Here is an 11,302-nt window from a genome sequence, read left to right on the forward strand (position 1 = left end):
CAACTTGTCCTGCTTTTGGAGTTACACTGTCTTCAATCAAAATTGCTAGAAATCCATCATTGTATTGAGAAAATGGAAACATACGTCTTCCATCTTTCAAAGTTAAACATTCACCCAGATCCGCAGAATATAGATCCTCATAGACCTCAGCCATTTGCTCTAACGGTGAGAAATGGAATACAACAAAAGCATCCCTATGGTTAGGACTTTCTTCTGTACCGTTATGCCATTGGTAAAGTGCATGAAGAGACGTGATAAAGGGATCGATCCATCCCGCACTTCAGCAATAGTGCCGCTATCAGAAGCGCCTAATGGTAAAGCTGTCCAGTAAGTTTGCCACTGCTGCTTAAGCCAACTATCCCATAGACGAGCTTTAGTTTTCGCTTCTTTCCGAGGCAACTCCTCAAACACCTTATTTCCGAGGTGTAGCCACTCTCTAAAGACATAGGCACCTTCAGCGACAAATCGCTTAGCAGTGGCGAGTCCGATACCGCTAGAGCCGCCAGTGACGAGGGCAACTTTGCCTGAGAGTTTTTGTGACATAGTGCTTTCCTGGGTATGTGATTATTACTGATGCGATCTCTAAATCGGCAATTTACTTACCAATCAGCCCGCGAATCGTTTCCCCCTAATGGCAAATGCCGAACGGACAGACATTCATTGGCTGGCTCGGCACCGACCAGCTCACGATTCGCGAGGACGGTTCGCGCCGGGCTGGTCGAGTGCAGTGTCGGATTATCTCGTCGCCCGCTCCGCCTGATGAATTCAGCCTGGAATACGAGCGATGACCTTGATCTCGAAGTCGAACCCCCCGAGCCAGTTGACGCCGATCGCCGTCCAATTCGGATAAGGCGCTTCCGGGAAGACTTCGCTTTTAACGGTCATGACCGTGCCGAACTGATTCTCGGGATCGGTATGAAAGGTCGTCACGTCGACGATATCGTCAAGCCCGCATCCACCCGCTTGCAGGGTCGCCTCGAGATTGGCGAATGCCAGTCGGACCTGAGCCTCAAAGTCCGGCTCGGGCGAGCCATCGTTGCGACTGCCGACCTGACCGGACACGAACAAGAGGTCACCTGATCTGATCGCTGCGGAATAGGTCTGCGACATGTACAGGTCATGCCGACCGGCGGGGAAAACGGCGTCACGCTGGGCCATATGGAATGCTCCTGTTGTGGGTCGCTGGAAATCTGAGAGTTTTTGTGACATGGTGTTTTCCTGGTCGAGTTTACGGGAAACGTAAAGTATGGTGATTAACGCTTATACGTCAATCGAGCATTCTTGTGAGTGTTCATCCAAGTACGAAAGTGGAATGGATTATTGCGTTTAGATGTGTGCGATAACCTTTAAGACGCAGCGCTGATCAATTCCTCGCTTTTCGCCCAAAGCTGCTTGGCTTTGTTCGCGTCGAGCGCATACGACCTGACACCGTCGGCAAACGGGTTGGGCGTGTCATTGATCGGCGCAACTGCACAATCTTCAAGATAGTGTCCGCCGATCTCGTCTTTGTCAGCTACGACTGCTGCCCAGACCGATGTCGCGGCTGCCTGCGGGATTTCTTTCAACTCTTTCGGCGGCAGACCCGCTTCGGTGCGCGCTGCGTCAACGGTCTGCAAAAGTTCCTGCAAGTCCTCCGGCGAGAAATGGCGGGGTAGATCCGTCAGACTGTTTCCGGGCATCACCGAAGCCGCCCGAATGCCGCGATCGCGATGCCGCCTGTCAAACTCCACAGCGAACAGGGAATTGGCGGTTTTCGATCGGCTATAGGCGACCCATGGATCGTATGCCTGCTGCTCGAAATTCGGATCGTCCAAGTCGATGTCGGCACCGCGATGCGAGAGCGACGACAGGACCACCAGCCGTCCATGATCGGCGAGCAGCGACTCGATCTGATTGATCAGGGCGAAATGACCAAGATGGTTGGTTCCGAATTGAACTTCAAAGCCGTCGATCGTTCGACCGAACGGAGTTGCCATAACGCCAGCGTTAGCGATGATGGCATCGAACGGTTGACCGCCAGCCAACAGTTTATCCGCACAGTCACGAACGCTTTGCAAGGATGCCAGATCGAGATTGATCAACTCCAGGCTACCACCTCCTTGGGACGCAGCATCACGAACCGATGCAGTGGCTGGCTCAGCTTTAGCAAGGTTTCTGACTGCGCCGACAACGCTAGCGCCGTGAGCGACCAGTGAGCGCGCGGTTTCGAGCCCAATGCCCGACGATACACCCGTAATGAAAAATCCCTTTCCCTTAAGATTAATGCCGGAAAGCACCTCGTCGGCGGTCGATTTTGCACCAAATGTTTCAGTCATTTCTTCTTCCTTTAATTGTGCGTTTAGCACTAATGACCAGCAGCATGGCTCCAGTTAGTAGCGAGATTCGGATACGAGTCGTAGCAATCAGGGTTCTCCTCCCAGCATGAGTTGGTGGCTCTACAGTAAGCCATTGGGAAGACACCCCTTTCGCGTGATGGTGAGTATTCATGCCGCTCGGATGAGCATCAACACGAAGACCGTGGGCAGGTTGTTGATAACGTGGGCGATGACGCCAGGCCAGATCGAGCCGCTGCGGCGGAACAATTCAGCGCTGACCAGACCAAATACCAAAGCTATTGCGAAGACGATGTTGACGCCGTGAGCGAGGGCGAAGATCAGGGTGCTGCCCACAACACCAATGAACGGGCCGTAGCGCAGCAGCGCGTTGGTGACAACACCCCGGAAGAGCAGTTCCTCGACGAGGGGCACGAGCAGACCGATAAACAGCGTAGCCAGCACCAAGGACAGCGCCCCGCCGCTGCCAGCGTCACCGTACACCTCCTGGGGGGTGGAGCTATCTCCGGTGAGGGCGGTGTAGGCCATGGCCGCAAAACCTCTGACCACGAAGGCGACCACCCCTGCTCCAGCCCCGATCAGGAGCCAGCGCGCCGTGGTGCAGCGTACACCGAAGGTGCTCCACGAGCGGAGGCGCAGCAACGCCGCTGCCGCAAACCCGGCAAAGGGGGCGATAACAGACAGCGCGGCGAGGACCAGACCGTAGACGACAGGATCGAGACCGAACTGCCCGGCCAGCAACGCGCCCCCGATTCCGATGGCACCCAAGACGACAAGACCCACAATGATTTCGAGCCAGCCCGGACGGGACGGCTTGTTGGGTGAGGACTGCTCTGAAACAGCGGCGAAGGTCTTTCCCTGTCCCTGTGGGGAGTTAGAAGGCACTTTGGACATTATCATCACCTCTCAAGTTCTCTTTGTCTTAGTTCATGTGAGTGTAGTCAGTGCCAACACTCAACTTCTTGCAGATTCCTATGGAGTTTCTTATGGAATTAGCGAACCGATTTCAGTGTTACTTTAGTAAGTCGCTTGCAGTGCTGTATCAAACATTTCGCACTGCCGATCGACTACTGCGCTACAAACCCACCATCGACCATCAACGTTTCACCTGTTACGAACGATGCCAGGTCAGAGGATAAAAACAGGACTGCATTGGCAACTTCAAGCGGTGTTCCAATTCGTCCGATCGGGTGAAGTCCTGTCAAGTAAGCTTTGACTTCATCTGTAGCTGCTTCAGACATATCTGTTTGGATTGATCCTGGTGCAACGCCATTGATGCGAATCCCCGCTTTGGCATATTGGAGCGCAACAGCTTTGGTTAAACCTACGACCGCATGTTTACTCGCGGTGTAGAGGAGTAGGCTAGGAACTGCAACGACTCCAGCCGCAGATGCTATATTGACGATTGAACCACTTCCCTGTTTCAACATCTGAGCGCTTTCATATTTCATCGACAACCAAACGCCTTTGACATTGACGTTCATCATGCGCTCGTATTCCGCTTCTGTTTGTTCAATCAATGAGGGGTTTTCGCCGACAGTGCCGGCATTATTAAAGGCAATATCTAACCGACCAAAAACGCCAACCGCTTGATCAACCATTGCTTTCACATCGGCTTCTTTTGTGACATCTGCTTGCACAAAAATCGCCTCTCCGCCAGCTTCCTGAATCAATCGAACCGTTTCTTCACCTTCATCCATGCGACGACCCACTACCACCACCTTTGCTTGGTGTTGGGCATAGGCGATCGCGGTTGCTCGACCGATGCCCGATGTTCCGCCAGTCACCAAAGCAACCTTGTCTTTCAGCATCATGATAGTTACCTCTTGTTGTGAATGGCTGTGTCACTTTGTCAAAAACTCAATGAGCAATACGTGTAGGAGCCAGCAATAAGAAGCGCCTCCTACAACCAGGATGAGTACGATCCTGGTTGCAAAATGGTGGGTTTGGGCATTGATATTTGCTGGCTTTTACACTTAGTCGCGCTCGATTAGTGTGTTTGAAGGTAAGTTGGGATCGATCGCCTTACGCGCACTGTCAACGCCCACGACGGGAAGTGTACCCGGATCGAGCAAGCCAATTTGAACCAAAACACTCGCCTGATCCCAGTAGAGGTGTTCATGGGCTATCTTGCCGTCACGAAACCGAATAATCGCAACTACTGGCACTTCAACCCGTTTTCCAGTTGGAGCAACGCCGGGTAATATCCATTCCATCCGAACGGTATGAGTGAACTTACCCACCATTTCATCCACGAGTTGATCCGTTCCGATCGTGCGCGAGATTGGGGTCAACTCCATGTCCGGCGGCATCTGTGGAATGAAGTATTTGGAATAGAACTCGCGCAGTGCTGGTTTCCCGACTCCCCCAGTCATGACCGGGATGTGGTTAACGTAAGCATCTTCAACCATCGTAGCGAGGGCATCTTCAGTACTGTGAGTGCCAAACTCGTACTGTAAATGCTCTTCCCAAAGTGCTTGCAAAGACTCCTGAGCTGGTGTCAAGTTGGTAGTTGCTTGTAAATTTGCTTGTCCGTCTACAGTTTGCTCTTTGACCATGATGAAATACTCCTGGTGCTATCTATCTAAAGTGTCTTGAGTTCCAATGCTTGACTGCTTTCAGATTCTTGTGATGTTAGTGAACTTGTTTCAATGGACGTATAAGCATTCAGCACCTGTTTCGCGAATCAGTTGGGCGGTTTTTTCACCTTCTACGTTGCGTCTACGGGAGAACACGACTTTTGCTCCAGCAGCACCGAATGCGCGCTGCTTCGCAGATACCGCAAGGGTCACCGTTGCACGACCAATTCCCGATGTGCCACCAGTCACTAACGCCACTTTATCTTGCAGTATCATTTTGTTTCTCCTGTTTCAATCAAGATTGACTTTCCGAGATTTAGCTCATTTGTCCAATCGGTCGAACAATGATTTCATTCACATCCACCTCTGCGGGTTGCTCGATCGCAAAGGCAATCGCCCGCGCGATCGCATCTGCTGGAATCACTGCCTCACGAAATCCCTCCACCCATTCCGCTGCTTCAGCATCCGTGATCGTGCTGGCAAGTTCAGTTTCCGTCACTCCAGGCGAAATCACCGTAGCCCGGATGTCTGTCGATTCCTGCCGCAGTCCCTCGGAAATCGCCCAAACTGCAAACTTAGTGGCGCAGTATACGGCTGCGGTTGGATAAACGTTGTGCCCGCCGATCGAGGATAGATTGACAAACTGCCCTGATCGTTGCTGCTTAAAGAGAGGTAGCGCAGCAGCAATCCCGTGAAGCACACCGCGAATGTTCACATCAATCATGCGGTTCCATTCATCGATCTTCAGCACCTCTAGCCTGGAGAGTGGCATCAAGCCTGCGTTGTTCACCACAACATCAAGGCGACCAAATTTAGCTTGGGCAAACTCGACAAAGGCTTGCATGTCTTCGAGGTTGGTGACATCAAGGGTACGGTATTCTGCTTCGCCACCTTTAGAGCGAATTTCGGCAGCAATTGCTTCCAGTCGATCGGTGCGCCGCGCCCCTAACACAACCCGTAAACCCTGACGAGCCAGCAATCTAGCAGTTGCTTCACCAATACCGCTACTAGCTCCAGTAATTGCAATAACTTTATTCTCAACAGTTGACATGGTGATTGTTCCTTGTAGGTGATTAAAGCTGATTAGCAGTTAGACTGCTCTTAGGATGTCTGCCTGTACGACTTGGGCAAGCTGCTCCATATACAACCGCGCCCATGCGATCGCGTTTTCTCTCAGTCCCACCACCACAACGCCTCGCATATCGAGTTTTGTGCCGTTGGTATGGTTGCCTTGCCAGTGCCACTCCGACCAACCCAACTCACTCGCGATCGTATGGGTGATTAATTTCGCCTGAAGATCAGGAACTTGAGCGAAGAGAGCAGTCCAGTTCTTCCGCACTTGTTCTGCACCAGTGAAGTTTCGCTCCGGATGGACGGGTTGTTCACCTACGAAGTCAGGAGCAAAGCAGTTCACGAACGTATCAATGTTATGAGCATTGATTGCCGCTTCCATCTTGAGCAGAACTGAGGAAGTGTTTTGAATAGGAGTAGTCTTTGTGTTCATGTTGTTATCTTCATTGTTTAGAGGTATTACTCGTCTGAGCCTTTATGCTGCCTTTGGCAACCAGGAAACTTTGTTGACTAACGAGATCACCGACAACCCTTCCGATCTCTCTGGGAAACGGGTTCAGATGCCTTGTCGCGTTTGAACACCTTGTAGGCGATCGCCAGGAATATGGGGACTATCACCAGCACCGATAGCGCCGCGTAGGTCGCGCGGAACTCGCTGACTGTGAACAGGGCCGGTGTGGTCACGGCGGTTCCAGGTGCGTTGATCAGGAGTATGCCGCCAATGTTGTTCGCGAAGTGTACGCCGATGGCGAGTTCGGTGGTTCCGTCAATCAACGAGACCACGGTCCACAACAGACCCGGAACGAGGAAGTAGTTGAAAAAGACCGTGAGCCAGCCGCCTGAGATCGCCTCCGGGTTGGCGAGGTGCGGCAGGGTGAATATCACGGCTGACGCGATCGCCAGAAAGATGCGGTTGCTCCAGATCATGCTCACTCCCTGCACGATGTAGCCGCGAAAGAACAGCTCCTCGGTGGTGGTCTGGATCGCGATGAGGACCAGTGCCAGCGGCACGAAGAGCGCGAACGACGCGAGGTCGGAGTTGAAGGAAAAGGTGTCGGGGTAAAGAAGGTATTGTCCCAGCCCGCCTATCAGACACACTGGAACGAACCACGCCACAAACCCCTGACCGACGCGACGCCAGTCGATCCGCTCCCGCGCCGTGACGAGCGTCCGGGGGTGGCGGCGGTGGATAAGGGTAACGGCGATGAGAACCCCCACGAGGAAAAACGCGAAACCCGCCATAATAAACAAGAACTTCCCGAAAGGACCAAGCACGGAGTAATCCGGCTGGCCGCTGAGCGCGAATGCGACGAGGACGCCGGCGCCAGTCCCGACCACCAGCCACGCAAAGAGGATGACCACCAGCCCCAGAACATACCGCCACCCCCGATACTTACCCCACCGGGCAGCCTCCACGTAAGTCGCATCTTGCACTTCACTTCCGATTCCCTGCTTTCCTGTGATTGCTTGAAACTTCATCTTTGTCTCCTTGACTCGTGCGTCATAAAGTTAGCGAATCTGTTTTGGGGTCATTCCAGTCAGGCGCTTAAACTGTTGGTTTAAATGGCTTTGACTGGAGAAACCAACTTGTAAAGCAATGTCTGTGATTGCTAAATCTGTTTTCGACAGCATCAATTTTGCTCGTTCCACCCGCTGTTGAATGACGTACTGGTGTGGAGAAATATTGATCGCTTGTTTGAATGCAGTGGCAAAGTAAGTCGGGCTAAGATTCAGAGTTTCTGCAAGTTCAGCCAGTGACAAGTCTCGTTCGCGTAGCGTCGGCTCTGCCGAATCGAGGTGAGTCTGAATGTAGTCGAGTACTTGTTGCAACTGAGTGTGTGTTAAGCCTTTGTGCTTGAATTCAGTGGTTGACGTTGTAGTTGTTAGCATGGTTCAAAAATTGGCAAGTTGTTCAACAAAACAGGCAAAAGCTAGCCATCAAATTCGATCGCTTACTAGCACTAACAAACAAGTCAAATATGAATAGAGCTTAGTGACTTGCAGCGACAATGGCTGCCGTCAACTCTGTTATTGTCCAGTGTCCGGTATACCGAATGTTATTGATAAATAGGGCTGGAGCGTCGGTCACTCCGCTGCGTATTCCACTTTCGATATCTCGATTAATGCGATCGAGATAGGTGCCTCTTGCGATATCTCGCAGAAATTGAGGAACGTTAAGTCCTAAACGATCAGCATACTCGGCAAGGTAGCCATTCCCTAACGCTTGTTGATGCTCCAGTAAGATTTCGTACATCTGCCAAAACTGACCTTGTGCCCCTGCTGCTTCTGTCGCTGCTGCTGCCTTTTGAGCTTGAGGGTGGATGTGAGGTTGAGGAAAATGCCGGAATACAAAGCATAGAGAATCTCTTCCAACTAGGGTTGCCTTAAGCTGTCGTTGAATTGCCTTAATTGAGATATAAAGTTCACCACATTGAGGACATTGATAATCCCCATATTCAACAAGCACAATGCGGGCGTTTAATGATCCTTGTCGATGGTCTTGCTCAGAAGGGGGTACAACTAATTGATTGTGATTGCTAGGTGCATCACCAGGAATAACATCGCTCATTCTAAACCTTTGAAGAAAAGAGTTTCATCGTGTGAGAGGCACTCTGAAATCTCGTCCTTCAACTCTGTAATCGTTTGTATGAACTTAATGTATAAGGTTTGCTTAGGATTGTAGTCAATTTGAGGTCTGTATTTTAATCAACAAAATAATTGAGGATGAGTCAACCTGAGACAGTAGAACGAATCAGACTTAAGTTGGGATTTGGATCAAACTTAGGTTTGATTGCCTGCCTCATCGACTAAAACCTTGCGCTCCAGAGGGGTGACTGGTGATGAGCGTTAACCTAGTCAGAAGTACCGTCTTTGCTTTCACAAATTAGCAATTCCTCGTTTCAACGCTGTGATGGCTGCCTGGGTGCGATCTTTGACATTTAGCTTGCTTAAAATTCGGTTGACGTGAGTCTTTACTGTACTTTCACTAATATTGAGAGCCGTGCTAATTTCCTGGTTGCTCATTCCCTGTCCAATTAACTGGAGAACTTCTAGCTCACGATCGCTCAGTTCTGGACCAGTCATCCGCTGTACTAGCTTGGCAGCCACATTGGGGGGAATGTACTGTTGCCCCCTGTTCACGGTACGAATGGCTGTCAATAGTTCCTCTGGCTCAGAGTCCTTTAGTAAATACCCCTTTGCCCCGGCTCGCAATCCTCGATAAATCTCTTCATCAGTGTCATACGTGGTCAGCACAATAATCCGGGCGTTGGGAAATTCATTACAAATCACCGTAATCGCCGGAACACCCTCCATCTCAGGCATCCGTAAATCCATCAAAGTCACATCAGGCTGTTGTTGTTGAAACACCGAGATCGCCTCATGCCCATTTCGCCCCTGACCCACAATGACGATATCTGGAGCCTCCTCCAACATTCCGATCAAACCCTGACGGATAACGGGATGATCGTCCACAACAAGAACACGAATGTGACTGGGCTGACTCATGCTAACTTACTCCCGATCAATGGATACCATGATCTCTGTCCCTTGCCCTAGATTACTTTGAATCTTTAATTCAGCTCTAATGCGTTCAGCCCGTTCTGTCATTCCGATTAGACCAAAGCCATTCCTCATCGCCTGGTTTTCTACCTCAAATCCCTGCCCATCGTCTTTAATTCGCAAGCTGCATTGGGTCGGTTTATAGACCAGTTCAATGCGGATTTCATGCGCCTTGGCATGTTTGATTGCATTGGTCAACGCTTCCTGCCCAATCCGAAACAGATTATTCTCCAGATCAGAGGATAGGGGATAGGTTGTACCAATGACTTCGTAGACGACTTGGGTTGTGAGCGAAGAGTCCAATTGAGCCGCAAGACGCCTTAAAGCATCCTGTAAGTTACCGTTCTCCAAAAGGTATGGGCGGCGTAGTGCCTCTACTGAACGACGTGCCTCCGTGAGCCCAGAACGAGCTAAGTCGAGGACTTGAGTGAGGAGAGTTTGCGCTTTTTCTGGAGCCACAGTTACCTTATTGGACGCCGATCGAGCATGAATGATAATACCTGTAAATATTTGTGCTAAAGTGTCGTGAATTTCGCGTGCCATGCGGTTGCGTTCTTCTAAAATCGAGGCTGCTTCTGCTTGCTTTTGCAGCGTAATATCTCGCGCCAGCCAAATCACCTGTTCGTGCCGAATCGGGGCAATGCGAGCCGAAAACCAAATTTCTCGCCCAGCTATCCACTCGCTGTATTCAACGGTGAGGACTTGTTGGGTTCTCAGCACCTGCTGAATATAACTCAGGAATTCATCAGCTTGTTCTTTAGCATGGAGTTGATGCAGTGTTTTACCAATATACTTCTCCCTATGCGACTCTCCATAGGACGGCTTTCCTTTGATCGTGCAGACTAATTGCCCTTTAGCAGTGAAGATACACAGCGGATCGGGAATGGCTGAAAAGAGCGCCCGTAGTTCTGCCTCAGAGGCTTGCAGCGCGGCTTCTGCTTGTTTGCGATCGCTAATATCCGCAATCACCCCTTCGATGTAGTCATCGTCTGCATTCAAATAAGAAGAGGAAAGTCCCCAGAACAATGTCCCATCTCGTTTTCGCATCTGTACTTCATAGCTTCGCACTTCCCCATCCCGCTTCAGCACCTCAATGGATTGTTGGTGATCGCTGGGAGTTACAAAATAGCCGACGCAGTGCTCCCCAATAATCTCCTCTGGTGAATCAAAGCCCAACAGATTGGCAAGGCGTTGATTGGCATTGAGAATTAATCCATCCGAGAGGCGGGTGCGGAAGATGCCGACCTGCGAGTTTTCAAAGATAGCTCGGAACTTGGCTTCACTGCGTTGTAATGCCTCTTCTGCTTGTTTGCGATCGCTAATATCCGCAATCACGCCTTCGATGTATCCATCGGCTGCATTCAGATAAGAAGAGAAAAGTACCCAAAACACTGTCCCATCTCGTTTTCGCATTTGTGCTTCATAGCTTCGCACTTCCCTATCACGCTTCAGCAACTCAAGGAATTGTTGGCGATCGCTGGGATTTACATAGTAGTCTGTGGCGTGTTCAAGCCCAATAATCTCCTCTGGTGAATCAAAGCCAAACAGATTGGCATGGCGTTGATTGGCATCGAGAAGTAATCCATCCGAGAGGCGGGTGCGGAAGATGCCGACCTGTGAGTTTTCAAAGATAGTTCGGAACTTGGCTTCACTGCGTTGTAATGCCTCTTCTGCTTGTCTGCGCTGGGTGGTGTCATTGCCCACCGATAAGATTTCAACGACCGCTCCCTGGTCATTGAAGATGGCTTGATTCGACCA

The 11,302-nt window shown here is 50.8% G+C and carries 14 protein-coding genes; all 14 read right to left on the reverse strand.

Features of this window, described 5'->3' with window-relative positions; genetic code table 11:
* Nucleotides 1-159: 159 nt before the first annotated feature.
* Nucleotides 160-543 (reverse strand): SDR family NAD(P)-dependent oxidoreductase, encoded by a 384-nt coding sequence (locus H6F86_RS31995; RefSeq protein WP_242033293.1) that lies wholly within the window; start codon nucleotides 541-543, stop codon nucleotides 160-162.
* A gap of 222 nt (nucleotides 544-765) precedes the next feature.
* Nucleotides 766-1,209, reverse strand: a complete 444-nt coding sequence (locus H6F86_RS00180) for a RidA family protein (RefSeq protein ID WP_199304910.1) — start codon at nucleotides 1,207-1,209, stop codon at nucleotides 766-768.
* Between the two features lie 137 nt (nucleotides 1,210-1,346).
* Nucleotides 1,347-2,315, reverse strand: coding sequence for an SDR family NAD(P)-dependent oxidoreductase (locus H6F86_RS00185; protein ID WP_190446096.1), 969 nt, complete (start codon nucleotides 2,313-2,315; stop codon nucleotides 1,347-1,349).
* Nucleotides 2,316-2,483: 168 nt separating this feature from the next.
* Complete coding sequence (locus H6F86_RS00190; RefSeq protein WP_190446097.1) at nucleotides 2,484-3,227, reverse strand: type II CAAX endopeptidase family protein; 744 nt, start codon at nucleotides 3,225-3,227, stop codon at nucleotides 2,484-2,486.
* Nucleotides 3,228-3,400: 173 nt separating this feature from the next.
* Nucleotides 3,401-4,147 carry an SDR family oxidoreductase gene (locus tag H6F86_RS00195; RefSeq protein WP_190446098.1) on the reverse strand — a complete coding sequence of 249 codons (747 nt, stop codon included), beginning with the start codon at nucleotides 4,145-4,147 and terminating at the stop codon, nucleotides 3,401-3,403.
* A 162-nt stretch (nucleotides 4,148-4,309) separates the two neighbouring features.
* Nucleotides 4,310-4,891, reverse strand: coding sequence for a nuclear transport factor 2 family protein (locus tag H6F86_RS00200; protein WP_190446099.1), 582 nt, complete (start codon nucleotides 4,889-4,891; stop codon nucleotides 4,310-4,312).
* A gap of 90 nt (nucleotides 4,892-4,981) precedes the next feature.
* On the reverse strand, nucleotides 4,982-5,188 hold the full coding sequence (locus tag H6F86_RS00205; RefSeq protein WP_190446100.1) for an SDR family NAD(P)-dependent oxidoreductase: 207 nt from the start codon (nucleotides 5,186-5,188) through the stop codon (nucleotides 4,982-4,984).
* Nucleotides 5,189-5,228: 40 nt separating this feature from the next.
* Nucleotides 5,229-5,963: an SDR family oxidoreductase gene (locus tag H6F86_RS00210; RefSeq protein ID WP_190446101.1), complete on the reverse strand. Its 735-nt coding sequence runs from the start codon at nucleotides 5,961-5,963 to the stop codon at nucleotides 5,229-5,231.
* A 39-nt stretch (nucleotides 5,964-6,002) separates the two neighbouring features.
* Nucleotides 6,003-6,416 carry a nuclear transport factor 2 family protein gene (locus H6F86_RS00215; protein ID WP_190446102.1) on the reverse strand — a complete coding sequence of 138 codons (414 nt, stop codon included), beginning with the start codon at nucleotides 6,414-6,416 and terminating at the stop codon, nucleotides 6,003-6,005.
* An 86-nt stretch (nucleotides 6,417-6,502) separates the two neighbouring features.
* Complete coding sequence (locus tag H6F86_RS00220) at nucleotides 6,503-7,462, reverse strand: type II CAAX endopeptidase family protein (protein ID WP_190446103.1); 960 nt, start codon at nucleotides 7,460-7,462, stop codon at nucleotides 6,503-6,505.
* 30 nt (nucleotides 7,463-7,492) lie between these two features.
* Nucleotides 7,493-7,873, reverse strand: a complete 381-nt coding sequence (locus tag H6F86_RS00225) for an AraC family transcriptional regulator (RefSeq protein ID WP_190446105.1) — start codon at nucleotides 7,871-7,873, stop codon at nucleotides 7,493-7,495.
* Between the two features lie 100 nt (nucleotides 7,874-7,973).
* Entirely contained in the window at nucleotides 7,974-8,552 is a 579-nt protein-coding gene (locus tag H6F86_RS00230) for a DsbA family protein (protein WP_190446107.1), read from the reverse strand.
* 308 nt (nucleotides 8,553-8,860) lie between these two features.
* Nucleotides 8,861-9,490: a response regulator transcription factor gene (locus H6F86_RS00235; protein WP_190446108.1), complete on the reverse strand. Its 630-nt coding sequence runs from the start codon at nucleotides 9,488-9,490 to the stop codon at nucleotides 8,861-8,863.
* Between the two features lie 6 nt (nucleotides 9,491-9,496).
* Nucleotides 9,497-11,302 (reverse strand): PAS domain S-box protein (locus tag H6F86_RS00240; RefSeq protein ID WP_190446109.1); only part of this gene is annotated, 1,806 nt, incomplete at its 5' end.

It is taken from the genome of Phormidium sp. FACHB-592, assembly GCF_014695795.1.
Classification (GTDB): domain Bacteria; phylum Cyanobacteriota; class Cyanobacteriia; order Leptolyngbyales; family Leptolyngbyaceae; genus Stenomitos.

What these genes read in the sequence shown, in the direction of transcription:
- H6F86_RS00200 (WP_190446099.1), bottom strand. Translation starts at nt 4,891, where the DNA reads ATGGTCAAAGAGCAAACTGTAGACGGACAAGCAAATTTACAAGCAACT.
- H6F86_RS00205 (WP_190446100.1), bottom strand. Translation starts at nt 5,188, where the DNA reads ATGATACTGCAAGATAAAGTGGCGTTAGTGACTGGTGGCACATCGGGA.
- H6F86_RS00180 (WP_199304910.1), bottom strand. Translation starts at nt 1,209, where the DNA reads ATGTCACAAAAACTCTCAGATTTCCAGCGACCCACAACAGGAGCATTC.
- H6F86_RS00220 (WP_190446103.1), bottom strand. Translation starts at nt 7,462, where the DNA reads ATGAAGTTTCAAGCAATCACAGGAAAGCAGGGAATCGGAAGTGAAGTG.
- H6F86_RS31995 (WP_242033293.1), bottom strand. Translation starts at nt 543, where the DNA reads ATGTCACAAAAACTCTCAGGCAAAGTTGCCCTCGTCACTGGCGGCTCT.
- H6F86_RS00230 (WP_190446107.1), bottom strand. Translation starts at nt 8,552, where the DNA reads ATGAGCGATGTTATTCCTGGTGATGCACCTAGCAATCACAATCAATTA.
- H6F86_RS00215 (WP_190446102.1), bottom strand. Translation starts at nt 6,416, where the DNA reads ATGAACACAAAGACTACTCCTATTCAAAACACTTCCTCAGTTCTGCTC.
- H6F86_RS00190 (WP_190446097.1), bottom strand. Translation starts at nt 3,227, where the DNA reads ATGTCCAAAGTGCCTTCTAACTCCCCACAGGGACAGGGAAAGACCTTC.
- H6F86_RS00225 (WP_190446105.1), bottom strand. Translation starts at nt 7,873, where the DNA reads ATGCTAACAACTACAACGTCAACCACTGAATTCAAGCACAAAGGCTTA.
- H6F86_RS00210 (WP_190446101.1), bottom strand. Translation starts at nt 5,963, where the DNA reads ATGTCAACTGTTGAGAATAAAGTTATTGCAATTACTGGAGCTAGTAGC.
- H6F86_RS00235 (WP_190446108.1), bottom strand. Translation starts at nt 9,490, where the DNA reads ATGAGTCAGCCCAGTCACATTCGTGTTCTTGTTGTGGACGATCATCCC.
- H6F86_RS00195 (WP_190446098.1), bottom strand. Translation starts at nt 4,147, where the DNA reads ATGATGCTGAAAGACAAGGTTGCTTTGGTGACTGGCGGAACATCGGGC.
- H6F86_RS00185 (WP_190446096.1), bottom strand. Translation starts at nt 2,315, where the DNA reads ATGACTGAAACATTTGGTGCAAAATCGACCGCCGACGAGGTGCTTTCC.